This is a genomic window from Streptacidiphilus sp. EB129 (genome assembly GCF_041262645.1).
Classification (GTDB): Bacteria; Actinomycetota; Actinomycetes; order Streptomycetales; family Streptomycetaceae; genus Streptacidiphilus.
Genome location: NZ_JBGCCS010000016.1, coordinates 19,393 through 43,740, shown reverse-complemented (window position 1 = coordinate 43,740; position 24,348 = coordinate 19,393). Strand labels below are relative to the sequence as shown.

General features: G+C 72.4%; 28 protein-coding genes and 1 pseudogene. 13 read left to right on the top strand and 16 right to left on the bottom strand.

Annotation, left to right across the window (positions count from 1 at the left end; translation table 11 throughout):
* Positions 1-3: 3 nt before the first annotated feature.
* Both ABH925_RS20515 and ABH925_RS20510 read right to left on the bottom strand, forming a co-directional pair.
* Positions 4-1,593, bottom strand: coding sequence for a multicopper oxidase family protein (locus tag ABH925_RS20515; protein WP_370149906.1), 1,590 nt, complete (start codon positions 1,591-1,593; stop codon positions 4-6).
* Positions 1,590-2,048, bottom strand: coding sequence for a hypothetical protein (locus ABH925_RS20510; RefSeq protein WP_370149904.1), 459 nt, complete (start codon positions 2,046-2,048; stop codon positions 1,590-1,592). Before ABH925_RS20510 ends, ABH925_RS20515 begins: the two co-directional genes overlap by 4 nt.
* Positions 2,049-2,129: 81 nt before the next feature.
* On the opposite strand from ABH925_RS20510, the gene ABH925_RS20505 reads away from it, so the two are divergent.
* A complete protein-coding gene (locus tag ABH925_RS20505; protein WP_370149902.1) occupies positions 2,130-2,657 on the top strand; it encodes a MarR family winged helix-turn-helix transcriptional regulator in 528 nt (175 codons plus the stop codon).
* Between the two features lie 55 nt (positions 2,658-2,712).
* Here the strand turns inward: ABH925_RS20505 and ABH925_RS20500 are convergent, their stop codons facing one another.
* On the bottom strand, positions 2,713-3,126 hold the full coding sequence (locus ABH925_RS20500) for an organic hydroperoxide resistance protein (RefSeq protein WP_370149900.1): 414 nt from the start codon (positions 3,124-3,126) through the stop codon (positions 2,713-2,715).
* 103 nt (positions 3,127-3,229) lie between these two features.
* Between ABH925_RS20500 and ABH925_RS20495 the strand changes: the two genes are divergently transcribed.
* The gene (locus ABH925_RS20495; protein ID WP_370149898.1) at positions 3,230-3,718 is read left to right on the top strand and encodes a MarR family winged helix-turn-helix transcriptional regulator; all 489 of its coding nucleotides are present in this window, start codon (positions 3,230-3,232) and stop codon (positions 3,716-3,718) included.
* Between the two features lie 65 nt (positions 3,719-3,783).
* The gene (locus tag ABH925_RS20490) at positions 3,784-4,017 is read left to right on the top strand and encodes a DUF5302 domain-containing protein (protein WP_370149896.1); all 234 of its coding nucleotides are present in this window, start codon (positions 3,784-3,786) and stop codon (positions 4,015-4,017) included.
* A 115-nt stretch (positions 4,018-4,132) separates the two neighbouring features.
* Here the strand turns inward: ABH925_RS20490 and paaE are convergent, their stop codons facing one another.
* Genes paaE through paaA form a run of 5 tightly spaced genes read right to left on the bottom strand, consistent with a single transcriptional unit; the run spans position 4,133 to position 8,010 of the window.
* Positions 4,133-5,326 (bottom strand): 1,2-phenylacetyl-CoA epoxidase subunit PaaE, encoded by a 1,194-nt coding sequence (gene paaE, locus ABH925_RS20485; RefSeq protein WP_370149895.1) that lies wholly within the window; start codon positions 5,324-5,326, stop codon positions 4,133-4,135.
* Positions 5,326-5,862, bottom strand: coding sequence for a 1,2-phenylacetyl-CoA epoxidase subunit PaaD (gene paaD / locus ABH925_RS20480; RefSeq protein WP_370149893.1), 537 nt, complete (start codon positions 5,860-5,862; stop codon positions 5,326-5,328). Before paaD ends, paaE begins: the two co-directional genes overlap by 1 nt.
* Positions 5,856-6,728, bottom strand: coding sequence for a 1,2-phenylacetyl-CoA epoxidase subunit PaaC (paaC, locus tag ABH925_RS20475; RefSeq protein ID WP_370149892.1), 873 nt, complete (start codon positions 6,726-6,728; stop codon positions 5,856-5,858). Before paaC ends, paaD begins: the two co-directional genes overlap by 7 nt.
* Positions 6,729-6,754: 26 nt before the next feature.
* Positions 6,755-7,060, bottom strand: a complete 306-nt coding sequence (paaB, locus tag ABH925_RS20470) for a 1,2-phenylacetyl-CoA epoxidase subunit PaaB (protein WP_370149889.1) — start codon at positions 7,058-7,060, stop codon at positions 6,755-6,757.
* Complete coding sequence (gene paaA / locus ABH925_RS20465) at positions 7,057-8,010, bottom strand: 1,2-phenylacetyl-CoA epoxidase subunit PaaA (protein ID WP_370150121.1); 954 nt, start codon at positions 8,008-8,010, stop codon at positions 7,057-7,059. The genes paaB and paaA overlap by 4 nt, the downstream gene beginning before the upstream one ends.
* A 176-nt stretch (positions 8,011-8,186) precedes the next feature.
* On the opposite strand from paaA, the gene ABH925_RS20460 reads away from it, so the two are divergent.
* Positions 8,187-9,914, top strand: coding sequence for a VWA domain-containing protein (locus ABH925_RS20460; RefSeq protein WP_370149888.1), 1,728 nt, complete (start codon positions 8,187-8,189; stop codon positions 9,912-9,914).
* Between the two features lie 7 nt (positions 9,915-9,921).
* Here the strand turns inward: ABH925_RS20460 and ABH925_RS20455 are convergent, their stop codons facing one another.
* Positions 9,922-11,277 (bottom strand): aminotransferase class I/II-fold pyridoxal phosphate-dependent enzyme, encoded by a 1,356-nt coding sequence (locus ABH925_RS20455; protein ID WP_370149886.1) that lies wholly within the window; start codon positions 11,275-11,277, stop codon positions 9,922-9,924.
* A gap of 29 nt (positions 11,278-11,306) precedes the next feature.
* Here ABH925_RS20455 and ABH925_RS20450 point away from each other — a divergent pair, with 29 nt between their 5' ends.
* Together ABH925_RS20450 and ABH925_RS20445 are read left to right on the top strand one after the other, a co-directional pair.
* Positions 11,307-11,975: an FMN-binding negative transcriptional regulator gene (locus ABH925_RS20450; protein ID WP_370149885.1), complete on the top strand. Its 669-nt coding sequence runs from the start codon at positions 11,307-11,309 to the stop codon at positions 11,973-11,975.
* A gap of 264 nt (positions 11,976-12,239) precedes the next feature.
* The gene (locus tag ABH925_RS20445) at positions 12,240-13,658 is read left to right on the top strand and encodes a sugar porter family MFS transporter (RefSeq protein WP_370150119.1); all 1,419 of its coding nucleotides are present in this window, start codon (positions 12,240-12,242) and stop codon (positions 13,656-13,658) included.
* A 35-nt stretch (positions 13,659-13,693) separates the two neighbouring features.
* On the opposite strand, the gene ABH925_RS20440 is transcribed toward ABH925_RS20445, so the two are convergent.
* Positions 13,694-14,212 (bottom strand): hypothetical protein, encoded by a 519-nt coding sequence (locus ABH925_RS20440; protein ID WP_370149884.1) that lies wholly within the window; start codon positions 14,210-14,212, stop codon positions 13,694-13,696.
* Between the two features lie 216 nt (positions 14,213-14,428).
* Complete coding sequence (locus tag ABH925_RS20435; protein ID WP_370149883.1) at positions 14,429-14,977, bottom strand: Clp protease N-terminal domain-containing protein; 549 nt, start codon at positions 14,975-14,977, stop codon at positions 14,429-14,431.
* 489 nt (positions 14,978-15,466) lie between these two features.
* Between ABH925_RS20435 and ABH925_RS20430 the strand changes: the two genes are divergently transcribed.
* On the top strand, positions 15,467-15,991 hold the full coding sequence (locus tag ABH925_RS20430; protein ID WP_370150118.1) for an HAD domain-containing protein: 525 nt from the start codon (positions 15,467-15,469) through the stop codon (positions 15,989-15,991).
* Here the strand turns inward: ABH925_RS20430 and ABH925_RS20425 are convergent.
* Complete coding sequence (locus ABH925_RS20425; RefSeq protein WP_370150117.1) at positions 15,969-16,640, bottom strand: PadR family transcriptional regulator; 672 nt, start codon at positions 16,638-16,640, stop codon at positions 15,969-15,971. The two genes, ABH925_RS20430 and ABH925_RS20425, sit on opposite strands and share 23 nt — an antisense overlap.
* A 113-nt stretch (positions 16,641-16,753) precedes the next feature.
* On the opposite strand from ABH925_RS20425, the gene ABH925_RS20420 reads away from it, so the two are divergent.
* Complete coding sequence (locus tag ABH925_RS20420; protein WP_370149881.1) at positions 16,754-17,668, top strand: aminoglycoside phosphotransferase family protein; 915 nt, start codon at positions 16,754-16,756, stop codon at positions 17,666-17,668.
* A gap of 140 nt (positions 17,669-17,808) precedes the next feature.
* Here ABH925_RS20420 and ABH925_RS20415 read toward each other — a convergent pair whose 3' ends face one another.
* Positions 17,809-18,507, bottom strand: a complete 699-nt coding sequence (locus ABH925_RS20415) for an SDR family oxidoreductase (RefSeq protein WP_370149879.1) — start codon at positions 18,505-18,507, stop codon at positions 17,809-17,811.
* Positions 18,508-18,692: 185 nt separating this feature from the next.
* Between ABH925_RS20415 and ABH925_RS20410 the strand changes: the two genes are divergently transcribed.
* The 4 genes and pseudogenes from ABH925_RS20410 to ABH925_RS20395 all read left to right on the top strand — a co-directional run bounded on the left by ABH925_RS20410 (position 18,693) and on the right by ABH925_RS20395 (position 21,699).
* A complete protein-coding gene (locus ABH925_RS20410; RefSeq protein WP_370149878.1) occupies positions 18,693-19,118 on the top strand; it encodes a VOC family protein in 426 nt (141 codons plus the stop codon).
* Between the two features lie 158 nt (positions 19,119-19,276).
* On the top strand, positions 19,277-19,750 hold the full coding sequence (locus ABH925_RS20405) for a hypothetical protein (protein WP_370149877.1): 474 nt from the start codon (positions 19,277-19,279) through the stop codon (positions 19,748-19,750).
* A 406-nt stretch (positions 19,751-20,156) separates the two neighbouring features.
* Positions 20,157-20,821, top strand: a pseudogene (locus tag ABH925_RS20400) (DUF4097 family beta strand repeat-containing protein).
* Between the two features lie 71 nt (positions 20,822-20,892).
* Complete coding sequence (locus tag ABH925_RS20395; protein ID WP_370149875.1) at positions 20,893-21,699, top strand: alpha/beta fold hydrolase; 807 nt, start codon at positions 20,893-20,895, stop codon at positions 21,697-21,699.
* A gap of 74 nt (positions 21,700-21,773) precedes the next feature.
* On the opposite strand, the gene ABH925_RS20390 is transcribed toward ABH925_RS20395, so the two are convergent.
* On the bottom strand, positions 21,774-22,100 hold the full coding sequence (locus ABH925_RS20390; RefSeq protein ID WP_370149873.1) for a nuclear transport factor 2 family protein: 327 nt from the start codon (positions 22,098-22,100) through the stop codon (positions 21,774-21,776).
* Between the two features lie 168 nt (positions 22,101-22,268).
* Here ABH925_RS20390 and ABH925_RS20385 point away from each other — a divergent pair, with 168 nt between their 5' ends.
* A complete protein-coding gene (locus ABH925_RS20385; protein WP_370149871.1) occupies positions 22,269-22,718 on the top strand; it encodes an NUDIX domain-containing protein in 450 nt (149 codons plus the stop codon).
* A 166-nt stretch (positions 22,719-22,884) separates the two neighbouring features.
* Here the strand turns inward: ABH925_RS20385 and ABH925_RS20380 are convergent, their stop codons facing one another.
* Positions 22,885-23,379: a hypothetical protein gene (locus ABH925_RS20380; protein WP_370149869.1), complete on the bottom strand. Its 495-nt coding sequence runs from the start codon at positions 23,377-23,379 to the stop codon at positions 22,885-22,887.
* 138 nt (positions 23,380-23,517) lie between these two features.
* Entirely contained in the window at positions 23,518-24,306 is a 789-nt protein-coding gene (locus ABH925_RS20375) for a CPBP family intramembrane glutamic endopeptidase (RefSeq protein WP_370149867.1), read from the bottom strand.
* Positions 24,307-24,348 lie beyond the last annotated feature (42 nt).

Here is a 24,348-nt window from a genome sequence, read left to right as displayed (position 1 = left end):
CGGCTACGAGGTGGTGAAGTCGGCCATCATGGCCATGTCCTCGTGTTCGAGGTTGTGGCAGTGCAGCATGAACCGGCCGGCGTAGTCCTCGAAGCGGACCGCGAGCTCCACCGACTCGGCGGGCCGCAGGTCGACGGTGTCCTTCCAGCCCGCGTCGAAGCTGCCGGGGCTGTCGCCGTTGCGGCTCACCACCTGGAAGTGGTTCAGGTGCAGGTGCACCGGGTGGTGGAAGTCGCTGACGAAGCGCCAGATCTCGGTGCTGCCCAGCCGGGGACGGGCCAGCGACCGTCCGGGCTGGTAGGACTGCCCGTTGATGGTCCAGCCGGAGGCCGACTTCTGGAACAGGAACGACCGGGTCGCGGCCGCCCTGCCGACGTCCAGCGGCTCCACGCTCGACAGCGTGTCCGGGATCCGCGAGTCGTCGGACACCGTGCCGCCGCCCAGGTCGAACCGCATCACCTCGGCGGTGCCGCCGCTGCCCAGCTGGTTGACCAGCCGGACCCGGCTGCCCGGCGCGTAGCGGGACAGGTCCACGACCACGTCGAAGCGCTCGGCCGGCGCGATGTCGATGCTGTCGTGCGCCAGCGGACGCGCCAGCAGCCCGCCGTCGCTGCCGATCTGCACCAGCCCGCCGCCGCCCGGAGGCTGCGGATCGAGGGCCAGCCGGTAGCGGCGGGCGTTGGAGCCGTTGAGGATCCGCAGCCGGTAGCGGGCCCGGTCGGCATGCAGCACCGGCCAGGGCGCGCCGTTGACCAGCACCACGTCGCCGAGGACGCCGTTCATGTAGGCGTCGGTCACCCCCGGGGTCCGCTGCGAGGCGTCCAGCGCCGGGTACGCGAAGGAGCCGTCCGCCGCGAAGGAGCGGTCGCTGATCATCAGCGGCAGGTCGCGGTCGCCGCGCGGCAGCGGCAGCGCGTCCTCCTCGTCGTCCTGGACCAGGTGGAAGCCGGCCAGGCCGCGCCAGACGTTGGGTCCGGTGAAGCCCATCCGGTGGTCGTGGTACCAGAGCGTCGCGGCGCGCTGGTTCAGCGGATAGCTGTACGTGCGCCGGGTCGCGCCGCCGCCGCTGTCCGCGCCCGCCATCCCGGACATGCCGGGCATCGGCGCGGCGGGGTCGCCGCCGGCCGGGTGGAGCAGCTCGGTCGGGTAGCCGTCGCTGTCGGCCGGGGTGTGGCCGCCGTGCAGGTGCACCACGGTGGGGTGCGGCAGCTCGTTGCCGTGGGTCACCACGGTGCGCCGTCCGGAGCGGGACACCAGCGTGGGCCCCGGGTAGCTGCCCTGGTAGGTCCACGCCTCGGTGTCCGCGCCCGGCAGGATCCGCAGCAGCGCCGGGCGCTGGGTGATCTCGTAGTAGTCGGTCGTCGCGTCGCTGCGCACCGGGCTGAGCACCGGCGGCCGGGGCAGGACGGTCCGGTAGGGCTCGGGCAACGGCGCGGTGCTGCGCAGCAGCAGTCCCGGCTGACCCGGCGACAGCAGCCGTCCCAGGTACGGGGCACCGGCGGCGACCCCGCCGACGCCGACCACGGCCGCCGCGCCGACGCCGAGGAAGCGCCGCCGGCTCAGCCACGCCGGGGCCCGCGGGTCCGCGCTCATACCGCGACCTCCGCGGACTGCGCGTCCGCCTCGACGGCCGCGGGCTCCGGGGCGGGCGCCGGCCGCAGCGGCGACTGCCAGGCCAGCGCGGCGATCCGGCCGACCAGGGCGAGCACCAGGATGCCCAGCGGGATGTGGATGATCAGTACCCGGGCGAATCCGAGCGAGATCTGCAGCCCGACGCAGAGCAGCGCGACCAGGTTGAGCACCGCCGGCCGCCCGGGCCCCCGCCCCGGCCGCCACATCAGCACCGTCGCGAGCAGGGACACCAGCACCGCGGTGGCCAGGATCATCGCGGCCATCTGATGGGCCGCCAGCAGGCTGTAGTCGCCCTGCAGGAAGCCCCCGGCCAGGAAGGGCTGCGTCACCGCGAGCAGCGCGGCGACGCCGGCCGCCGCACGGAACACCAGGTGGGCCCAGCGCCGCACCGGAGAATTGCCGTCGTTCACGAGCACGTCCCCCAGGATGAGTCGAGAAGTTCCAGTTGAGATAGTCCCAATAGGGACTATCTCAACTGGACCCTATACTGGATCCCCATGGACGCCAACCCCGCTTCCCCGCCCGCACCGGACCCCGCGCCGCGCGGCATCGACCAGCCCGGGCAGATCGGACTGCTGCTGCGCCGGGCACACCGGCGGGCGGCGCGCGCGTTCGGCGACGAACTGCAGTCCCTCGGCGTCGAGAACCGCCACGCCGGGGTGCTGCTGCAACTCGCCCAGGCCGGCCCGGTCACCCAGCGCCAGCTGATCGACGCACTGGGCAGCGACAAGTCGTCGATGGTGCGCACCATCGACGAAATGGAGGCCCGCGGCCTGGTCGTCCGCCGACCGCACCCCACGGACCGGCGCGCGCACGCCGTCGTGACCACCGAGGCGGGGCTGGCCGTACTCGCCGAGGTCCGCAACCGCGCCGAGGACACCGGGCGCCGACTGCTGCACTGCCTTCCCCCCGCCGAGCAGGCCCAGCTGCGGGACCTGCTACTCCGGTTCATCGAGGCCGACACCGAGCCCACCGACGCCGAGCCCGCCGAAGCCGGACAGCCGGAAGGCCACCCCGGGGAGTGATCCCCGAGATGGCCTACCGGCTGTCCGTACCCACGGCCGCACGGCCGATCGACTACTACTCGATGACGAGCTCGACCTCGATGTTGCCGCGGGTGGCGTTGGAGTACGGGCAGACCTGGTGCGCCTTCTCCACCAGGGCGTGGCCGGTCTCGCCCTGCAGCGACTCGGGCAGCTCGACCCGCAGCACCACGGCCAGGCCGAAGCCGCCGTCACCGTTGCTGCCGATGCTCACCTCGGCGGTGACCGAGGCCTCGCTGGTGTCGACCTTGGCCTGACGGCCGACGAGTCCCAGCGCGCTGGCGAAGCAGGCGGCGTAGCCGGCCGCGAACAGCTGCTCGGGGTTGGTGCCGTTGCCGTCGCCGCCCAGCGCCGGCGGCATCGCGAGCGCCAGGTCGAGCTGTCCGTCCGAGCTGACGGCGCGGCCCTCACGTCCGTTCGCGGTGGCGGCTGCGGTGTACAGGGCGTTCATGGCGGTCTCCTTATTGCTGTCTCCGACCCGACAGTCCATATAGTTGCACACAACTTAGTTGCGCACAACTCAATGGTTGGCAATCAACCAGTATCCTGGAGCCATGCCACAGCTCCCCACCAGCGCTCCCGTCACCGCCACCGAGGACCTGCTCCGCCTGGAGCACCAGGTGTGCTTCGCCCTCAACAGCGCCTCGCGCGCCTTCGGCGGCTTCTACCGGGAGGCACTGCGCGACCTGGAGCTCACCTATCCGCAGTACCTGGCGATGCTGACGCTGTGGGAGCACCGCGAGCTGCCGGTGAAGCGGATCGGCGAGCTGCTGCGGCTGGACTCGGGCACGCTGTCGCCCCTGCTCAAGCGGCTGGAGGCGGCCGGGCTGGTGCAGCGCACCCGCAGCCCGCAGGACGAGAGGTCGGTACTGGTCAGCCTCACCCCCGCCGGTGCCGCACTGCGCGAGCGGGCCGAGCAGGTGCCGCTCCGGATCGCCGCCGCCACCGGCCTGGACCCGGCCGAACTGCGGGCGCTGCACGGGATGCTGCAGGGGCTCACCGACCGCCTGGACACCGCCTCGGGCGCCACCGGCCGCGAATGATCGAACCGGGCCCGGGTTCCCGTGCCAGACTGTGCCTGCACTCGACAAAAACCAGGAGGTCCCCCATGGCCGATGAGGCAGCGGCAGACACCGCGGCAGCCGACACGACGGCGGCGGAGGCTTCGGAGCACCAGAGCCCCGAGGATGACGTAAAGCGCAAGTTCCGCGAGGCACTGGCCCGTAAGCGCGGCGTCCAGGCGGACTCGGCCGGCGCGGGCGGCGGCGCGGAGCAGTCCAAGGTCCACGGCACGCACGGCAAGTCCGGCGGCCAGCGCGACTTCCGCCGCAAGAGCGGCTGATCTGCGGTCAACCGCAGACGGGCTCTGGGGCGCTGCGTTCGGCAGCGCCCCAGAGCCCGTTCATTCGTCCGGCGACTGTCGTCGCGCAGCCGTCGTCGTTTCAGCTGTCGTCGTTTCAGCTGTCGTAGTCCAGCGAGACCTGGTCCGAGACCGGTTCCGCCTGGCAGGTGAGCACATAGCCGGCCTCGATCTCCTCCGGCTCCAGCGCGAAGTTGCGACGCATCCGCACCTCGCCGGAGACCACCAGCGCGCGGCAGGTCCCGCAGACCCCGCCCTTGCAGGCGAACGGCAGATCCGGACGGGCCCGCTGGGCGCCCTCCAGCACCGTGGTCCCGAACGGCACCGCGACCGTGCTCTCCCGTCCGTCGAGCAGCACCGTGGCCTGGGCTGACGGACCGTCGAACACCGCCTCCGGATGGCGCAGCGTCGGCGGCACGCCTTCGGACTCCTCGGCGTAGAACAACTCGCGGTGCACCCGGCCCGCCGGCACCCCGGCCGCGTCCAGCGCCGCCCGCGCGTCCTCGACCATGCCGAACGGCCCGCAGAGCCACCAGTGGTCCACGTCGCCGACCTCGACCAGGGCCGCCACCAGCGCGGCGAAGCGCTCCCGGTCCAGCCGTCCGCTGAACAGCTCGGCCTCGCGCGGCTCCCGGGACAGCACGTGGACCAGCTGGAACCGGTCGAGATGACGGTCCTTCAGGTCGGCGAGGTCGTCGGCGAACATCACGGTGTCGCTGCGCCGGTTCCCGTAGAACAGGGTGACCCGCGCGTCCGGATCGGCCAGCACCGAGGCGGCGATGGACAGCACCGGGGTGATCCCGGACCCTGCCGCCACCAGCACGTGGTGCGCCGGGCGGTCCAGATCCGGGGTGAACGTCCCCAGCGGAGGCAGCGCCTCGACCAGGTCCCCGACCTGCAGTTCGTTCACCAGCCAGGAGGAGAACAGCCCCCCGGGCACCTCGCGCACGCCGATCCGCAGCGGGCCGCCCACCGGCGCGCAGAGCGAGTACGAGCGCCGCTCCTCGCTTCCGTCCACCATCCGGCGCAGGGTCAGCGACTGGCCGGCCCGGAAGCGGTACTCCTCCGCCAGCGCCGGGGGCACCTCGAAGGTGACCGCCACCGCGTCCGCGCAGAGCCGTTCCACCGTCGCCACCCGCAGCGGATGGAACACCCGCGACACCGCGCGCGCGGCGGTTCCGGGCGCGACCCCGGTACCGCCGAGCGCCTCGGGGACGGGTACGGCAGCGGGGGCGCCGCCGGTGGCGGGGGTGCGGGTGGCGGTGTCGCCCTGGGGGCGTGCTGCGACCATCACAGCTCCTTGACCTGGTCGAAGGGTTCGCGGCAGGCCCGGCAGCGGCGCAGCGCGGTGCAGGCGGTGGCGGAGAAGCGGCTGGTCTCCTCGGTGTCGGCCGAGCCGCAGCGCGGGCAGACGACGACGGCCCGGACCGGGGACAGCGTCAGCGGCACCGGCCCGGAGGCCCGCACCGGCGCCGGTCCCGGCGGGGCAATGCCGTGGGCGGCCAGCTTGGCGCGGCCCTCGGCGGTGATCCAGTCCGTGGTCCACGGCGGGCTGAGCACGGTCCGTACCTCGACCTCGGCGAAGCCGGCCGCCCGCAGCGCGCCGTCCAGCGCCGCCCGCATCTCGGCGACGGCGGGGCAGCCGCTGTAGGTCGGGGTGAGGCCGACGCTGACCGCGGCGCCGTCGGCGCTGACCGAGACGTCCCGCAGCACGCCGAGGTCGGCGAGGGTCAGCATGGGCAGCTCCGGATCGGCGACCGAGGCGGCCACCTCCCGGGCCCGCGCCTCGACCCCGGCCGGCGGGTCGCTCACGGCGGCGTTCACCACGTCGCCTCCGGGTCCGAGCGGGCCACCGACTGGAGCTCCTCCAGCAGCGGCGCCAGGTGCTCACTGTGCCGGCCCCGCCGGCCGCCGCCGAGTTCCACCGCCACCGTCGACGCAGCCACCGTCGACGCCGACGGTGTCACCGTCGGTACCGGCAGCTCGGCCGCCGCCAGCACCTGGCGCAGCGCGCACTCGACCTCGTCGCGCACCTCCGGCTCCTCGGCGAACAGCTCGCCCAGGTACGGCCAGAGCTCGTCCAGCGCGCGCAGCATCCGCTGCCGCGACTCCTCGGTGCCGTCGCCCAGCCGGACCGTCCACTGGGCCGCGTGGTCGCGGTGGTAGGTCAGCTCCTGCACACCCTTGGACGCGATCGCGGCCAGCACCGGGTCCTCGTCCCCGGCCAGGCGCTGCAGCACCGCCAGCCGCCAGCTGGAGAACAGCAGCAGCCGGGCGACGCACTCGGCGAAGTCCCCGTTGGGCAGCTCCGCCAGCAGCACGTTGCGGAACTCGGCCGGCCCGCGGAAGTAGGCGAGGTCGTCCTCGGTGCGACCGGCGCCCTCGGCCCGGCCGGCCCGGGAGAGCAGCAGCCGGGCCTGGCCGAGCAGGTCCAGGCCGATGTTGGCGAGGGCGACCTCCTCTTCCAGCTCCGGGGCCCGGGTCACCCATTCGGCCAGCCGCTGGGCGGCGACCAGCGCGTCGTCGCCGAGCGCGAGGCAGCGGGCCGCCAGGGCGGCGGCGTCGACGCCGGGCGGCAGGGCGGGGTCCACCCCGTGCAGCGGGTCCTCGAAGCCGGTGCCGAAGGCCCAGCGGGCATCGCCCTCGGGCGAGTTCTCGGCGAGGGAGAGGTAGACGTGGTCGTCGTCAGTCATGGTCGGCAGCCGTCCGGTCCGTGGGCTCAGATGTGCGGGACGTCGTCGGGGATCGCGTAGAAGGTCGGATGGCGGTAGACCTTGTCGCCGCTCGGCTCGAAGAAGGGGTCCTTCTCGTCCGGGCTGGACGCCGTGATCGCGTCGGCGCGCACCACCCAGATGCTCACGCCCTCATTGCGCCGGGTGTAGAGGTCCCGGGCGTTGGTGAGCGCCATCCGCTCGTCGGGGGCGTGCAGCGAGCCGACGTGGACGTGGTTCAGGCCGCGCTTGCCGCGCACGAACACCTCGTAGAGCGGCCAGTTCGACCGCGGTGACTGCTGCTGCTCGCTCATGCGCCGTCCTCGTTCCGGTGGGTCAGGTCAGCGGCCCGCGACCGCTTGGCGGCATGGGCGGCCGCGGCGTCGCGGACCCAGGCGCCGTCCTCGTGGGCCTGGCGGCGGCGGGCGATCCGCTCGGTGTTGCACGGCCCGTCGCCACCGATCACACGCTGCAGCTCGGTCCAGTCGGGCGTGCCGAAGTCCCAGCCGTCGCGGTCCTCGCTGCGGCGCAGCTCAGGGTCGGGCAGCGTCACCCCGAGGCGCTCGGCCTGGGGGACCGTCATGTCGACGAAGCGCTGCCGCAGTTCGTCGTTGCTGTGCCGCTTGATCCGCCAGGCCATCGAGCGGGCGCTGTTCGGCGAGTCGCCGTCCGGCGGCCCGAACATCATCAGCGACGGCCACCACCAGCGGTCCACCGCATCCTGGACGGCGGCCCGCTGCCGCTCGGTGCCGCGCATCATGGTCAGCAGCAGCTCGTACCCCTGCCGCTGGTGGAAGGACTCCTCCTTGCAGATGCGCACCATGGACCGCGCGTAGGGCCCGTAGGAGCTGCGGCACAGCGGGACCTGGTTGCAGATCGCCGCGCCGTCCACGAACCAGCCGATCACCCCGATGTCGGCGAAGCTCAGCGTCGGGTAGTTGAAGATCGAGGAGTACTTCTGCCGGCCGCTGATCAGCCGTTCGGTCAGGTCGGCGCGGTCGGCGCCCAGGGTCTCGGCGGCGGAGTAGAGGTAGAGGCCGTGCCCGGCCTCGTCCTGCACCTTGGCGAAGAGGATGGCCTTGCGGCGCAGCGAGGGCGCGCGGGTGATCCACTCCCCCTCGGGCTGCATGCCGATGATCTCGGAGTGGGCGTGCTGGGCGATCTGGCGCACCAGCGTGGCGCGGTAGCCGTCCGGCATCCAGTCGCGCGGCTCGATGCGCTGGTCGTGCGCGACGGTCCGCTCGAAAGCGGCCTCGGCCGACATCGGAGCGGCATCGGCGCCGGCATCAGCCGACACAGGTACGGACATGCGGTCACCCCCGGGCTGGGCGGCAGACCGCAGGAAGCTGCGGCCCACTTTCAGACTACCGAACGATCGGTCGGGACTCAAGGACCGACGGGTACCTTGTCAGCCGGTCCGCAACCGGCAGGATGGGCGTCATGACCTCGATGCGCAAGGGCTCCAACCTCCCCGTTCCCGGTACCGCACTGCGCGCGGTGGTGAGCTGGCGCACCGACGCGCCCACACCGGACGTGGACGTCTCCGCACTGCTGCTGGACGGCGCGGGCAAGGTCCGCTCGGACGCCGACTTCGTCTTCTACAACCAACCGTCCCACGCTTCCGGCGCGGTGCGGTACGAGGGCAAGCGCCCGCAGCCGGGCGAGATGGCGGACACGGTGCTGGTCGACCTGGCACAGGTCGAGCCGTCGGTGGAGCGCGTCGTGGTCGGCGCCTCGGCGGACGGCGGCAGCTTCGGGCAGGTGCCGGGACTGCGCCTGCGGGTCCTGGCCATGGACGGAACCCCGGTGGCCGAGTTCGACATCGGGGACGCGACCAGCGAGACCGCGTACCTCTTCGGCGAGTTCTACCGCCGCGACGGGGCCTGGAAGTTCCGCGCGGTCGGCCAGGGCTACGCCACCGGCCTGGCCGGCCTCGCCACCGACTTCGGCATCTCCGTCGACACCGACGACACACCCCCGCCCCCACCAACACCCGCGCCCGCCGCCGCAACGCCTCCGACGGCCGCCGCGCCCGCACCGCAGACCCCGCCGGGCTTCGGCCCACCCCCGCCCGGCTACGGCACTCCCGCCGCGCCTCCCTTCATGCCGCCCACCCCCGCACCCCCGTTCACCCCGACGCCCGCCGCGCCCCCCACCCCCGCACCCCCGTTCATGCCCGCCGGCACCACACCTGCCGCGCCCCCGTACACGCCACCGACCGCCACACCGCCCGCGCCCCCGTTCATGCCCACGGCACCCGCGCCCGCCCCGCCCGTTGCCGCCCCGCCCGCCGCGCAGGCGTCCGCGCCGATGAGCCTGAAGAAGCAGAAGCTGATCACGCTGGAGAAGCAGCTCTCCGACCGGGGCGAACTCGGCCTGCTCGACCTCACCAAGCGCGCCGCCGTCAGCCTGGAGAAGCGCGGCCTGTCGGAGCACACCGCGCGGGTCGCCCTCTGCCTGGACATCTCCGGCTCGATGGGCGGCCTCTACCGCGCCGGGAAGGTCCAGGGCCTGGTCGAGCGCGTGCTCGCGCTCGGTCTCCGCTTCGACGACAACGCCGAGGTGGACGTCTTCCTGTTCGGCACCAACGGCCACAGCGCGGGCGGCGTCGGCCTGGACTCGTACCGGGGCTGGACCGACCGGATGCTGCAGCAGTGGCGGCTGGAGGGCGGCACCGACTACGCCGCCGCCATGCGGCTGATCCGCGAGGAGTACTTCGGCACCTCCGCGCTGCGGTACGGACCGGTCGCCGACCGGCAGCCGGTCTACGTCATGTTCGTGACGGACGGTCACACCACCAGCGAGCAGCAGACCCGCGACCAGGTGATGGCCTCCAGCTACGAGCCGCTGTTCTGGCAGTTCATGGGCATCGGCCGGTCCGCGAAGTCGGTCGACGCCCCGATGGTCGCGCAGCAGCAGCCCGACCCGCAGGTGAAGCAGTCCCGCTTCGGCCGGCGGCTCCGGGCCATGGCCGCGAACTGGAGCGACGGCACCTTCCGGTTCCTGGAGGAGCTGGACGACCTGCCCGGCCGCTACACCGACAACGCGAACTTCTTCTGCGTCCAGGACCCGGCGAACCTGACGGACGATCAGCTCTTCGACCTGATGACCGCCGAGTACGCCCAGTGGCTGCAACGCGCCCGCGGCCTGGGCCTGATCACCCCCTGACCGGCGGTCAGACCCCGCGCACGTCGCCGCCGCGCGTCCGCAGCACCTCCGCGACGTCGGCGGCGAGCGCGGGCAGCTCGGCGGCGGACAGCGAGGAGACGGTCAGCCGGACGCCCGGCGGCGAGGCCAGCCGGAACCGCGCCCCGGCGGCCACCGCCCAGCCGCGCTGCATCAGCCCGGCGACGGCCGCGGTCTCGTCCGGTACCGGGATCCAGAGGTTCAGCCCGCTGCGCCCGTACGCGCGCACACCGCGCGCGGCGAGCTCCGCCAGCAGGGCGTCCCTGCGGGCGCGGTAGGAGGCGGCCACCGGCGCGGTGTCCTCGGCGGCCCAGAGCGCGGCGACGGTCCGCTGCAGCAGGTGGCTGACCCAGCCCGCACCGAGGCGCTGGCGGCCGCGTACCCGGTCCATGGTCTCGGCGTCGCCGGTGAGCACCGCGACCCGCAGGTCGGGGCCGAGGGACTTGGCCGCCGAGCGGACCACCGCCCAGTGCGTCATGGTCGCCCGGCCGTCGGGGCCCGCGCACAGCGGGTGGAACGGGAGGTCCACGATGCCGTGGCCGTGGTCGTCCTCGATCAGCAGCACCCCGGGGTGCGCCGCCAGAACGGCTCGCAGGCCGGCGGCCCGCTCGGCGCCGACGGCCGCTCCGGTCGGGTTCTGCGCCCTGCTGGTCACCATCAGCGCCCGCACGCCGTCGGCCAGCGCCCGGGCGACCTCGCCCACCAGCGGGCCGTCCTCGTCGACGGCGATCGGTACGGCCTTGAAGCCCAGCGCCGGCAGCAGGTCCAGCAGGCTGCCCCAGCCCGGGTCCTCCACCGCGACGGTGTCCCCGGGGCGCAGCCGGGCCAGGAAGATCCGCTCGATCGCGTCCAGCGACCCGGAGGCCACTCCCACCGGCGCGGCCGGGACCCCGTCCCCGCCGAAGGACGCCTCCGCCAGGGCCTGCAGCTGCGGATCGATCGAGGGACCGCCGTAGAGCACCGGGGCGGTCGCGTGCGTCAGCGCCGCGCGGTGCACCGCGTCGGTCAGGTCGGGGGTCAGCGAGGTGTCCGGATTGCCGTCGGCGAGGTTGCGCACCCCCGCGGGTACGTCGATGCGCATGGCGTCACGCGGGGTCAGCGAGGGCCGCTCGCGGACCCGGCTGCCGCGTCGGCCCGCCGTCTCGATGACGCCCCGGTCCCGCAGCAGCCGGTAGGCGGCGGCCACGGTGTTGGGGTTGACGCCGAGCTCGACGGCCAGATCCCGCAGCGCGGGCAGGGCCGACCCGGGCTGCAGCCAACCGTCGCCGACCGCCTGTTCGACGTCGGCGGCGATCTCCGTGGCGCGACGTCCGCGAATCCGATAATCTCCTAGCACAAAATGCATTATGCACTAATACATACCCCCTGTCGACCATGAGGTACGTGATGCTGATCCACCCCTGGGACCGAGGCGCCGACCACGAGTGGCGGAACTGGCTCGCCGACCACGACTTCGGCCTGCTCGCCGCCAACGGCCAGGACGGGGCCGCGCCGGTACTGGTCCCGACCCACTTCCTCTTCGTCCCGGGCACCGCCTCCGGCGAGGCCGACGTGGTACTGCTGCACCTGGCCCGCCCCAACCCGGTCTGGGCCGCGATCGAGGCCAACCCGCGGCTCACCCTCGCCGTCACCGACGACTACGCGTTCGTCCCCGGCCCGTGGCGCCCCCAGCCGGACACCGCGCCCGAGGACGGCGTCCCCACCAGCTACTACGCCTCGGTGCACCTCACCGGCACCGCCGAGATGATCGACGACCCGGCGGCCAAGGCGGCGCTGCTGGACCGTCAGGTCGCCCGCTTCGAGCCCGAGGTCCCGCGCCGGCCCATCGTCCCCGGCCAGGCCCCGTACGGTCGGATGCTCTCCGCCATCCGCGGGATCCGGCTGCGGATCACCGAGGTCAGGCCGAAGTTCAAGTACGACGACAAGCGCACCCCCGAGGTGCAGGAGGCCGTCGCCGACCGGCTGCTGACACGCGACCTGCCCCGCGACGGCGGCGCCCGCGCCCAGCTGCTCCGCCGCCGCGAAGCCCGCGCCGACAGCTGACCCGCCACCCGGCCCGCCGGCCTGGCCGACGCCCGGCCCGCCGCCCGCCGGACCAGCGGCGCCCGTGGCCGCCGGACCAGCGGCGCCCGCCCGGCCGCAGCCGCGGCGCCCGTGGGCCGTCCGGGGCAGGCTCGCACCCGGACGGCCCACTCCCCCGGTCGTGCCGCCGCCGCGTACCGCACGGCCTTCCTACGCTGGTCGGACGGCCCCGAGCTGCGGGCCCGCCGCCACCCCGACGGCCCGCCGCACTCCCGGGAGCCCGCCCTGAGCAGCACCGCGACCACTCATGAATCCGCCTCCGGCGAAGGCAACCTGAGGCGGGTGGTGTTCGTCGCGGCGGCAGCCGCCATGGGCGGGTTCCTGTTCGGCTACGACAGCTCGGTGATCAGCGGCGCGGTCACCGGCATCCAGAAGCACTTCAACGTGGGCAGCGGCGAGACCGCCCTGGTCGTCTCCTCCGCCCTGCTCGGCTCGGCGGTCGGCGCGATGGGCGCCGGCTGGCTGGCCGACCACATCGGCCGGATCAAGGTGATGCACATCGCGGCGGTGCTGTTCGCGATCAGCGGCGCCGGATCGATGTTCCCGCCCAACATGTTCGTCCTCGGCCTCTGGCGGGTCATCGGCGGCGTCGCCATCGGCATGGCCTCGGTGATCGCCCCCGCCTACATCGCCGAGGTCGCCCCGCCGGCTGTGCGCGGCCGGCTCGCCTCGTTCCAGCAGGCGGCGATCGTGCTCGGGATCTTCATCTCACAGCTCGTCAACTACACCCTCAACCAGGTCGCCGGCGGCCATCCGAACGACCACATCGCGGGCATCGAGGCCTGGCAGTGGATGCTCGGCGTGGAGACCGTCCCCGCGTTGATCTACGGCGTGATGTCCTTCACCATCCCCGAGTCCCCGCGCTTCCTGATCTCGGCCGGACGGCTCGACGAGGCCCGCGGGGTACTCGCGGACGTCGAGGGGCCGGAGAGCGACGTCGACGCCCGGATCGCGGAGGTCCAGAGCGTCATGGCGTCCGAGCACAAGACCCGGCTGAGCGACCTGCTCGGTGGGCGCTTCGGACTCCAGACGATCGTCTGGGTCGGTATCGGCGCCTCGGTGTTCCAGCAGTTCGTCGGCATCAACGTGATCTTCTACTACTCGTCACTGCTGTGGCAGTCGGTGGGTATCAACGCCAGCAACTCGCTGCTGATCAGCGTCTCCACCTCGCTGGTCAACATCGTCGGCACGGTGATCGCGGTCGCCCTGGTCGACCGGGTGGGGCGCCGGCCGCTCGCCCTGGTCGGCTCGGCCGGGATGGCCGTCGCGCTGGGCACCGCCGCCTGGGCCTTCTCCTACCGTCACGGCACCGGCACCAGCGCCACGCTGCCCAACACCCAGGCCACGGTGGCGCTGGTGGCCGCGCACGTCTTCGTGCTCTGCTTCGCCTTCTCCTGGGGCGTGGTGGTGTGGGTGCTGCTCGGCGAGATGTTCCCCAACCGGATCCGCGCCCTGGCCCTGTCCGTGGCCGCCTCCGCGCAGTGGATCGCCAACTGGGCGATCACCGTCAGCTTCCCGAACCTCGCGGACTGGAACCTGTCCGCCACCTACGTGATGTACGCGTGCTTCGCGCTGCTCTCCATCCCGTTCGTCTACTTCTGCATCAAGGAGACCAAGGGCAAGGCCCTGGAAGAGATGGGCTGAGGCCTCCGCCGTCCCAGGCCGTCGTTGACCGTGCGTCAGGCGAAGGTCTCGGTGGCGGGCCAGAAGTCGGCGTAGAGGTCGTGCTCCATGACCCGGTAGTCGAAGTACGACTCGTCGGAGAAGACGACGCGTATCTCCACCATGCCGCCGCGGGTCTTCCCGGTCCGGCTGATGGAGCGGATGTTCTGCCGAGCGACGGAGACCTGCCGGGAGGGCGGGGAGGTCTGCCCGGCTATGCCGAGGTCCCAGATGGACAGACCCAGCTTGCTGATGACGATGGGACGGGTGGGCGAGCCCTCGCGCGGAAGGGTCCGGGCGATGGTTCCGGTGTCACCACCGATGTGGCGCGCCTTGGACACCTGCTCGGTGACCTTGTTGATGATCGTTCCGGTCAGGCGGGCGGTTCCGAAGCCGCTGCCGAAACCGGTCTCGTAGGCGACCGGCGCGCCGAAGATGAAGCCCAGCAGCTCGTCGCCGGGACCGAGGGCCTCGATCAGCGTGCCGCGGTGGTCCGGCAGGTTCGCCATCGCCCTGGCTACGAGTCGGTCACGCAAGCCCATTTGTCTCTACCTCATGTTCGTCACTACGGGGACACACGGTGAGGGCCTCGCCTCAACGCCGTACCGGCAACACTGCCAGCCACCGCGGAACGTCCACATCGGTAGAACTACGTAACCGGAGGGCTACGTATCGGTGGGGCGGGCGCTTCCCGCGTCCGCCCCACGGGGCCGCGTTCTCGCCCCGGCCCGCCGGCCCGGCCTGATTCTCCGTCAGGGACTGGGTGCCGGCTCGTCGGACGGGCAGACGCTGCGCACCCGCAGCGCCACCACCAGCGGGTCGACGCCCGCGCCCTGCAGGATCGCGGCGGCGCGGCAGGACGGGTCCGCGGCCAGCTCGCCCAGCAGGTCCAGGGCCTCGGGGTGGCCCCCGGTGCGTATCCGCGCGGAGGGACCGACCCGCGCCAGTGCGGCGGCCGCCGACCGGCTCCAGCCCGGCAGGCTGGGCAGGACCGCGCCGAGGGCGTTCTCCCCCTCGCCGGACCCCCAGTGCCGGCCGAAGCCGATGCTGCGCTGGGCCAGGTACCCCATCAGCCGGGTAGCCTGTGCGGGCAACGGCGCGGCCAGGCCGAGCACTCGGTCGTCGGATTCGAGCAGTGCGTGCAACAGGTGCCCGGTGTCGATTTCGGCGTCGCCCGCCCTGACGGCCCGGCGTCGGGCCCGGGTCACCACCGCACCGAGCCCCGGACCGCCGGGCCCACCTGCGTGCTGGGCTGCCTGTTCGACGCGCTCGGGGGCCACGTCGGAGAGATTCGAGTACAAGTGATCCACCACATCGTGAGAGACGGGGCAGGAGGCCTGATCGGCTCGGCCGTCGGCCGGTAATCCGGAAGTCTGCTGCGTAGCGTGAGCAAGCGTCAACCCACAGATACGATCTTCGCATCACGCAGTAACGGTTCCCCGCGACGGGCGATCCGGGCCATCCCCTGCGCCAGGGCCACGACATGGCGCGATGCCCGAGGTTCCGCCACGATTCGCCATACGGCGCACAGGTGCGCAGGCAGGCGTGCGCGATCCTTCCGCGCCCCCGGCAACGCAACCAGGCCGTCCCTCGACACGTCCGACAGGACGAACCGAGTCCCTCCTGCCACCCCTCGCACACCTCCGAGGACGCCCGCCCGAACCACGCCCCGGCAACCCGCGCCGGGAACTCCCCACGCCCGTACCCGGACGCCCCACGCCACCCGGAGACCGCACCCCGCCCCGAGACCCGTCCTGTCCCCGAGACCTCTTCCCGCCCCGGAGCCCGCCATCGATCCCAGCCCGCTGCGGACCCGCCCGGCCCCGCCACCGCCGGCCCCGCTTTCCGACCGGCCACTGCTCTACCTGGACGTGGACGGCGTGCTCAACCCCGTCTGCCCGCGCCCGGAGGGCGAGTTCACGTCGCATCAGGTGCACGGCTGCTCGGTGCTGATATCCGCGCGCCACGCCGCCTGGCTGCGCGAACTCGCCGGGACCTACCAGCTCGCCTGGGCCACCACCTGGGAACGGCACGCCAACCACTGCATCGCACCGCTGCTGGGACTGCCGGAGCTGCCGGTCGTCCCGGTACGCGGACAGCCCACCGGGGACTGGCTGCCGATCGTGCGGCACGCCGCCGGCCGCCCCTTCGCCTGGGTGGACGACGCGATCCCGGAGCCGGTGCTGCGCGGCAGCGCCGGCCGCCGCGACCGGCTGCTGCTGCGCGTCGATCCCGGCCAGGGCCTGCGCCGCAGTCATGTGGACCGACTGCTGCGCACGCCCCCGCTACGGATCAGTCTTCCTCGGCCAGGATGAGGTAGAGCTTCTTCCGGGCCTCGGCCAGCACCGCGAGCGCCTTGGTGCGCTGCTCGGGACTGCCGGTGGCCACCACCTGGTGCAGGGCCTGCCGCACCGCGCCCTCGGCCTGGCCGAACTCGCGGATGACGGACCAGTGTTCGCCCTGCTCGGGCTCCTCCCACGGAGCGTCGGGGCCGGCCTCGGCCTCGGCGCGACCGCTCTCGGTGAGCTGGAACAGCCGCTTGCCGCCGCTCTCCTCACCGGTGATCAGCCCCTCCTCCTCCAGCATCTGCAGGGTGGGGTAGACCGAGCCCGGGCTCGGCTTCCAGGTGCCGCCGGAGCGCTCCGCGATCTCGCGGATCATCTCGTAGCCGTGCATCGGCCGGTCCCTGAGCAGCGCCAGCAGCGAGGCACGGACATCGCCGCGCCGCGCGCGGCCGCCGCGCCCACCACCCCGCCGGTGCGGGCCGTGCCCGCCGAACCCGAACGGTCCGAAGCCGGGCCCGAACGCCCCCGGCCCCCCGAACCCTCCCGGCCCGGGCGGCGGAGGGGGAGGCGGCGGCCCGAACCCGCCGAAGGCCTCCCGGTGCTCGTGCCGCGGCCCGCGTCCGCCGCCCCAGCTCCGGTCACGTCGACCGGGCTGCGGCGGCTCAAAGGGGATTCCCATACGCATGATTGTTTCTCCTTCATGAACGACTGTCTCGATAGCTCAACGATATATCGGTAGCACTCACTCGGCAAGGGCTTTCGACGGGATCGGGTGTATTACCGTTGCTCCGCATGACCCACGCCGAGATCGGGATCACAGCGGAGCTGGTCCGGGATCTGCTGCGCGATCAGCACCCTGACCTGGCCGATCGCCCTGTGCGGCTCGGCGCGCGTGGGTGGGACAACCAGCTGTGGCGGCTCGGCGACGACCTCGCCGTCCGGCTGCCCTGGGCGACACAGGCCGCGGACGCGCTGCTGCGCAAGGAGCACGCCTGGCTGCCCGCCCTCGCCCCGCACCTCCCGCTGCAGATCCCCGTCCCGCAGCGCCTCAGCCCGCCCTCCGAGCGGTTTCCGCGACCCTGGCTCGTCACCACCTGGGTGCCGGGCGAACCCGCCGACCGCGCCCCCGTCACGCGCGCCGCAGAGGCGGCCGACACCTTGGCCGCCTTCCTGACGGCTCTTCACCAACCCGCCCCCAGCGGGGCGCCTGTCAGCGACTACGGCCGCGGTGGGCCGCTGGCCGACCGTGCCGAGGGGTTCGCCCAGCAGCTCGCCTCGGCCACCGAGATGGGGCTGATCCCCGACCCGGACGCCGTCCGCGCCGCCTGGGAAGACGCCGCCGCCGCCCCCGAGTGGACGGGCCCGGCACTGTGGCTCCACGGCGACCTGCACCCGGCCAACATCCTCACCGCAGACGGCACCTTCTGCGGCGTGATCGACTTCGGCGCCCTCTGCGCAGGCGATCCGGCCTGCGACCTCGCCGCTCCCTGGACACTGCTGCCGGACGGCGCCGCCGACCGCTTCTATCGGGCCTACCAGCCGGCCCCGGACGCCGCGACCCTGCGCCGCGCCCGCGGCTGGGCAGTGCTGCGCGCCCTCGGCGGCATCCTCATCGGAGAGGCCGGTGTCCACGGCCGCCCCGGCGGCAAGCCCGGCTGGGGCCCACCCGCCCACGCCGCGCTGCGACGCCTCATCGCAACGATCTGATTAATCGACCCCACGGCTTGTGACATCAGAGTCGGATCGCCGCTCGTCAGCACGCACAACACCACGGCGCGCGGCACCGGGCCCGAGGTCCGCAGCGCCGCGAAGGACGCGTTGGCCGCTGAGACCCAGCGCGATCGAGATCAGTTGACCTGGCCGGCGGGCCGCACAACGAGGTGGTTGATGTCCACGCCTTCGGGTTGACTGACGGCGAACAGGATCGCCTCGGCGACCTGCTCGGCGGTCAGTGTCGGCGCCGCTGCGGGTGATCCACCGCGCTCGTCCCAGAACGGGGTGTCCACAACCCCTGGGGCGACAACAGTGACGCCGACGCGGTCCTTGGCCACCAGGAGTCGGACGTTCTCGGCCAGGGCGTGCGCGGCCCACTTGGTGACGGAGTACAGGTTGCCGGGCGTGTTCCTGATGCCCGCCACCGAACCGACGATCACGATCCGGCCCTTGGACTCCCTCAGGTGTGGCAGTGCCTCGCGTGCCAGCAGAGCCGGGCCGAGGATGTTGGTGAGAACCATGGCACGCATGGCCGCAGGGTCGTGGTCCTCCAGCGTGCCGGGCAGGGAGAACCCGGCGTTCGCGATCACCGTGTCCAATCGGCCCCACAAGCCCACGACTTGACGCACGGCAGCGGCGACATGGCTCTCGTCGCCGGCGTCACCGGTGATGGTCAGCAGCCGCTCGCCCGCCCCGGCGGAGGTGGCGAACGCGGCCAGGCGACCGGCATCGCGGCCGGTGATCGCCACGCGGTGGCCTTGCTCGAGCAGGATACGGGCAGTGGCCGCACCGATCCCGCTCGAACCGCCGGTGATCAACGTGACGGGTTCCATGGCACGGCCTCCTTGGTGACGGCGGTATCGGCGATGCGCCAGGCTCCAGGTGTTGATGAACACTGAGTTGGCGGACGCAGGTTACCCGATGGTCATGATGCTGTGACGCACCACGAAGATCGGGCGGCCTGCGCCGCAAGTGTCGATCCCATGCCGGACCGACCGCGGCCCGTAGCCTGGGCCACGTGAACGTTCTCTTCGTCGCGAGCGTGGCGGTTGTCACCGCTGACCCACCGCAGAGCCGCAGGCTGTTCATTGATGCCCTCGGCCTCCCACTGGAGGGCGAGGGCGATGGCTACTACTCCAGTGGAAGCATCCCCGGCAGCAAGCACTTCGGCGTGTGGCCACTCTCGCAGGCGGCAGAGGCGTGCTTCGGCACACCGGAGTGGCCCGCGGGTCGGTTGGTCCCCCAGGCCTCAATCGAGTTCGAGGTGGAGGACGCGGAAGCTGTCGCAGTGGCAGGCGACGAGCTTCAGCGCGCGGGCTTCGAGCTGTTGCACGCGGCCCGCACAGAGCCGTGGGGGCAGACGGTGACCAGAATTCTCACGGAGGACGGCTTGATCGTCGGCATCTCCTACGCTCCGTCGTTTCACGAAAAGGAGCCTGCCTGAGCGCCGGGCCGCGCCCGCGAGAGCAGCACGACGGGTCGTCGAATGCGCGCCCGCCACCCGGCGAACCCCCAGGCCCACAACGGCGCAGGCGAATCCGCCCCTGCGTTGCGCCGGTAGGCGCGGGGTCCCGCAGATTCCCCACTGGCATACTCTGGACTGTGCTGACTGTTGATCAGACCGCTGAACCGGAGCCGATACCGCCCGCAGCCCCGCCGCGCAGCGTCGCAGGGACCGTGTGGCGGGCGCTGGTGGCGGTGCTCGTCTGCCTCGGCGCGGTCGCCGGAGGGGCCTGGGTCGGCGCGAAGGCCCTGCCGATCGACGGACGCTTGCTGGAGGCGCCCGCTGCGGTGCCCGGGCTCGTCGTCATCGGTCTCGGTTTGGGCATGCTCCGGGCTCGGCCATGGTTCGCCGTCGTTCCTGGGCTGGCGGCAGACGCCGCCGTCTGCGCCGGCGCGGGGGTGATCCACGACCGTCTGATCTCCGCCGGGCGGCTCCACCTGGACACCCTCGGCGCCCGGCTGCTGGCAGGCGGTTTCGCGCTTGCGCTTCTCATCAGCGTCCTCGGGATCGTGGTCGCCGCCGTCTCCGGTCACCGCCACCCCCGCGAGGACGGTTCCACCGCCCCCGCGTAGACGGCACCCCTGCCAGCTGCGATTGAGTGACCGCCAGGCTGCAAAGTCCAGGGCATGCCGTCCACAACCCGGATGACGCCCGCCAGGAGTGCTGCCTCGCTGTTGTGTGCACGATCCTGTTCGGGGCTGTGTTGATCGGGGTGCCGTTCTTGCTCGGCCCGAAGGGCTGACCTCCCCAACGCCAGGATGCGACCGGGCAGGTCGAGCCGGCGCGCGTAGCGTTCACTCTCGTTCCAATGCAATGACCAGAGCATCTGCCGTTGCGTTAGATTCACTCTCATTGCAACGAAATTCTGGCTTTCACCTGCATTGATGTGCATTTATAGCAACGAGTATGTTGCGTTGTTATCGAACGCAACGTAGCGTTTCTCTCATCGGAAACGGCGAGCTGCACAAGGAGAACATCATGCAGAAGTTCGACACCCCCGCCGCGATCACCGCCGTGCGGACATCGCCGCCGGGCGCATCCAGGTCATCGCCGCCGACCGCACCGACACCACCGTCGAGATCCTGCCCGCCAACCCCGCCAAGTCCCGCGACGTGAAGGCGGCCGAGCAGACCACGGTCGAATACCGCGACGGCGTCCTGCGGATCCACACCGCGGAGCCCCAGAACCAGTACCTCGGCCCGTCCGGTTCCCTGGAGGTCACCGTCCACCTGCCCGCCGGCTCCCGCGTCGAGGCCAAGACCGCCAGTTGCGAGCTCCGCGGCGTCGGCCGCCTCGGCGACGTCGCCTTCGACGGCGCGTACCGGCAGATCAAGATCGACGAGGCGGCGAGCCTCCGCCTCACCGCGGTCGACGGCGACGTCGAGGTCGGCCGACTGGGCGGTCCCGCGCAGATCAGCACCGCCAGGGGCGACATCACGATCACCGAGGCAATCCGCGGCACACTCGATCTCCGCACTCAGATGGGCGACATCTCGATCGGCGCCGCCACCGGAGTCTCGGCGGCCCTGGACGCGAGCACCGGCCACGGCCGCGTCCGCAACGCCCTCAAGAACGACGGCACCACCGGACTCGACATCCGCGCCACCACCCCCCAGGGCGACATCACCGCCCGCTCCCTCTGAAGCGCCGCGCCTCCAGAAACCTTTCACCGCACCACTCTTGATCCACTTTCACCCCGAAGAGAGAACCAGCCATGACCATCAAGCAGCAGTCCGCGTGGAGCGGCATGGTGACCGTCGACGACACCGCCCTTGCCGTGACCGACACCGGCGGAACCGGCACTCCCGTGATCTACCTCAACGGCTCCTACGCCGACCAGAAGCCCTGGCGGCGCCTCATCGCCGACCTCGGCGGCGACTACCGCCACATCACCTTCGACGAGCGGGCCCGGGGCAAGTCGCGGCGCGCCTCCGACTACTCCTTCGAGGCGTGTGTCCGTGACCTCGACGCCGTCCTCAAGGCGCGGGGCGTAGAGCGGCCGATCCTGGTCGGCTGGTCCTACGGTGCCCTGGTCGCGATGCACTGGGCCGCTCGCAACCCCGACCGCGTCACGGCAGTGGTGTCCGTCGACGGCGCGATGCCGACCGTGGAGATCGACGACGCCACCCGCGAGCAGGTCCGGAACCTGTTCCGCAAGCTGAGCCCCCTGTTCCCGCTGCTGCGCCCGCTCGGCCTCGCGGCTCGGATGAGCACCGCGCAGCACGCCGAGATCAACCTCGAACTCATCGACCTGTGCTCGGCCCGCGCCCTCGCCCCGGTCCTTGCCGGCGTGACCGCACCGACCCGGTACATCATCGGCACCGGCGGCAACCTGGGCGCCACCGAGAAGGAGATGGAGGACATGCGCGCCGAGCTGGGCCGGATGCTCGACGGCAACCCGACCATCCGGATCAGCGGGAAGGTCGCCAGCAACCACTCGCACATCCTCAGCAAGGACTTCCGCTCCGTCGCCGACGCGGTCCGCGAACTCGCCGCCTCCCGCGACCCCAGGGTCAGCTGAGCCGCGACGGACCGCGTCACGATCAGGACGGCGTCAGACTGCTCGACGCGGCCGGCGGCACGGGAGCGTGGTGCTCAGCCGAGGAAGTCGACGCGGTCGATGAGACCTTCGCGCACGCGGTAGGCCACCAGGACGCGGATCGGGTCGTCGGCCACGCCGTGGGCGAGTTCGTGGTCGACCACCCAGTCGCCTTCGCTGAGCCGCCCCAGGATCTCCGCCCGGCAGCGTCCTTCGGCGAATTGTGGGGCGTACCTGTCACGGAGAGCCTGACGGCCCTGCAGTCGGCTGCCGTCACGCCGGAGGACCAGGACGTCCTCGGCATAGGTGGCGGCGAAGGCGTCGATGTCGTGGCTGTTGTAGGCGGCGAGCTGCTGCTCGACCACTTCGCGCGGATCGGTCATGCCCGTGATCATTCCATCCTTCAACAAGACCAACCGCTGCCCGCCGCCGGATAACCAGGAGCGCCCGGCCGAGGCCTGCCGGTAGCGTCGCACAGCGGCAGGCCGAGAGGCCGCCGCGTACCGGCCAAGCACTCCCCGAACAGCCCCGACCCCGGAGGACCGCACCCCATGGACCGCATCTCAGCTGAACGGCCGGCCGAGCGGGCGCTCACGGCTCCCACGGTGTCCTGCGTCTTCGTCTGCCACGACGGCGCGGGCCGGATCCTGCTGGCCCGGCGCGGCGCGGGCGCGCGGGACGAGCCGGGGGCCTGGGACACCGGGGCGGGGGCCCTGGAGCACGGTGAGTCGTTCGAGTCGGCGGTGCGGCGCGAGGTCCGCGAGGAGTACCTCGCCGATGCCCTGGCGATCGAGACGCTGGGGGTGCGCAACATCCTGCGCGGCGATCCGGTCTCGCACTGGGTGGCGGTGCTGTTCGCCGTCGAGGTGGATCCGAGTCGGGTCGCCATCGGCGAGCCGCACAAGTTCGACGCCCTCGACTGGTTCACCCTCGACGACCTGCCGCAGCCGCAGCACTCACAGCTCGGGGAGACCCTCGCGCTGTTCCGCGCCGCCCGCTGATCCCTGCCGGATCCCCGCCGGATCGCTGCGGCGCCGCCCCGCCGGACGGTGACCACCGTCCGGCGGGGCGGCTGACGCTCGCGGCGGCCGTTGCACCCACAACAGTGGTGCGCCGGCAGCAATGGTGCGCCGACGGCGGTGCGGCGGCGGCCTGCGCGCGGTGGTGTCAGGCGCGGGTGTCGGGTCCCTGGCGCCGGACGTCCTGGACGTGGCGCAGGGCCTCGCGCAGGTCACCGAGCCAGGTGTCGGCGTTCTCGCCGACCTGGCGCACGCACCAGGCCAGTGCCTCGCTGCGGCTGCGGGCCACACCGCCCGCGACCAGCGTGTCCAGCACCTGCCGCTCCGGCTGCTTCAGCCGGGTCATCGCGGGCACGGCCAGGTGCGTGAACAGCACCCGGGTGTCCTCGTGCCGCACGCCCCAGGAGACCTTGCGCCCGAAGCGGCGCTCGGCCTCGCGGGCCACGGCGATGCGCTCGCCGCGGGTCCTCTCCCTGAACTCGTCCACCGCGGTCTCGGCGGACTCCCCTGCCGCGATCCGGCCGACGACCGTGATCTCCTCACGGTCGACCGTGATCTCCGGCGTCTCCTCGAACAGTCCCTCGGGAAGGTGCTCGGCGAACCACTGCGCCAGCGTCTCCCCGGTCGTACCGGTTGCACTCATGAAATTAGGATTACATGATTACACCGCCCTGCGGACGGCACTGCGCTGAGCCGTCAGCGAACAGCTGCGGCGGAGGACGGACAGGGTCCACGGCACGGCGGGTCTGCGGGGCGGCGGGTTTCCGGAACGGCCGACAGCTCAGGTCGGCAGCCAGCTCACATGGCCGGCGAGCAGCACGTAGCCGACGAAGGCCACGGTGTCGATCAGCGTGTGCGCGACCCAGAGCGGGGCCACCCGGCCCCAGCGCCGGTACAGCAGGCAGAAGATCACACCCATCACCACGTTGCCGACGAATCCGCCGACGCCCTGGTAGAGGTGGTACGAGCCGCGCAGCAGCGCACTGGCCGCCACCATGGCCGGCCAGGACCAGCCGAGCTGACCGAGCCTGCGCAGCAGGTAGCCGACCACGATGACCTCCTCGACCATCGCGTTCTGCGCGGCCGAGAGGATCAGCACCGGGATACGCCACCAGACGTCCGGCAGCGAACTGGGCACCACGGTGAGGTTGAAGCCCGCCGCCCGCGCGCCGAGGTAGAGCAGCAGTCCCGACCCGCCGATCCCGGCGGCGATCAGCACCCCGCGCCCGAGGTCGGACCGGCGCCGGCTCAGGTCGAAGCCGAGGGCGCGCAGCGACGAGCCCTCACGCAGCAGCAGGTGCGCCACCAGCGCCACCGGCACCAGTGCGCTGGCGATGTCGAACAGCTGCCAGCTGAGGTCCAGCCAGGGGCGGCCCGGCGCGAGCGAGCCGTTGAGCGTGGCGGTCTGCGACTTCAGCGCGGCGGGCGCGGTCAGCGAGCCGATGAAGCTGATCAGCGCGCTGACCCCGCTGGCCCCGAGCGACAGCCCCAGCACGATGACCGTTTCCTGCCCGAGCAGCCGCCGGGTCAGCCCCACCGGGGCGGGGAGGGTGTCGGTGCTGGTGGTCACGGAGCTGTCTCCCACACGAAGCTGAGCGAGCCGGGCGATGGA

Excerpts from the sequence above, each read along its gene's own strand:
- paaA (WP_370150121.1), bottom strand. The coding sequence starts at position 8,010 with ATGTCGGCCGAGGCCGCTTTCGAGCGGACCGTCGCGCACGACCAGCGC.
- paaC (WP_370149892.1), bottom strand. The coding sequence starts at position 6,728 with ATGACTGACGACGACCACGTCTACCTCTCCCTCGCCGAGAACTCGCCC.
- ABH925_RS20490 (WP_370149896.1), top strand. The coding sequence starts at position 3,784 with ATGGCCGATGAGGCAGCGGCAGACACCGCGGCAGCCGACACGACGGCG.
- ABH925_RS20420 (WP_370149881.1), top strand. The coding sequence starts at position 16,754 with ATGACCCACGCCGAGATCGGGATCACAGCGGAGCTGGTCCGGGATCTG.
- ABH925_RS20415 (WP_370149879.1), bottom strand. The coding sequence starts at position 18,507 with ATGGAACCCGTCACGTTGATCACCGGCGGTTCGAGCGGGATCGGTGCG.
- ABH925_RS20505 (WP_370149902.1), top strand. The coding sequence starts at position 2,130 with ATGGACGCCAACCCCGCTTCCCCGCCCGCACCGGACCCCGCGCCGCGC.
- ABH925_RS20515 (WP_370149906.1), bottom strand. The coding sequence starts at position 1,593 with ATGAGCGCGGACCCGCGGGCCCCGGCGTGGCTGAGCCGGCGGCGCTTC.
- ABH925_RS20390 (WP_370149873.1), bottom strand. The coding sequence starts at position 22,100 with ATGACCGATCCGCGCGAAGTGGTCGAGCAGCAGCTCGCCGCCTACAAC.
- ABH925_RS20460 (WP_370149888.1), top strand. The coding sequence starts at position 8,187 with ATGACCTCGATGCGCAAGGGCTCCAACCTCCCCGTTCCCGGTACCGCA.
- paaE (WP_370149895.1), bottom strand. The coding sequence starts at position 5,326 with ATGGTCGCAGCACGCCCCCAGGGCGACACCGCCACCCGCACCCCCGCC.
- ABH925_RS20500 (WP_370149900.1), bottom strand. The coding sequence starts at position 3,126 with ATGAACGCCCTGTACACCGCAGCCGCCACCGCGAACGGACGTGAGGGC.
- ABH925_RS20385 (WP_370149871.1), top strand. The coding sequence starts at position 22,269 with ATGGACCGCATCTCAGCTGAACGGCCGGCCGAGCGGGCGCTCACGGCT.
- paaB (WP_370149889.1), bottom strand. The coding sequence starts at position 7,060 with ATGAGCGAGCAGCAGCAGTCACCGCGGTCGAACTGGCCGCTCTACGAG.
- ABH925_RS20425 (WP_370150117.1), bottom strand. The coding sequence starts at position 16,640 with ATGGGAATCCCCTTTGAGCCGCCGCAGCCCGGTCGACGTGACCGGAGC.
- ABH925_RS20455 (WP_370149886.1), bottom strand. The coding sequence starts at position 11,277 with ATGCATTTTGTGCTAGGAGATTATCGGATTCGCGGACGTCGCGCCACG.
- ABH925_RS20380 (WP_370149869.1), bottom strand. The coding sequence starts at position 23,379 with ATGAGTGCAACCGGTACGACCGGGGAGACGCTGGCGCAGTGGTTCGCC.
- ABH925_RS20495 (WP_370149898.1), top strand. The coding sequence starts at position 3,230 with ATGCCACAGCTCCCCACCAGCGCTCCCGTCACCGCCACCGAGGACCTG.
- ABH925_RS20395 (WP_370149875.1), top strand. The coding sequence starts at position 20,893 with ATGACCATCAAGCAGCAGTCCGCGTGGAGCGGCATGGTGACCGTCGAC.
- ABH925_RS20450 (WP_370149885.1), top strand. The coding sequence starts at position 11,307 with ATGAGGTACGTGATGCTGATCCACCCCTGGGACCGAGGCGCCGACCAC.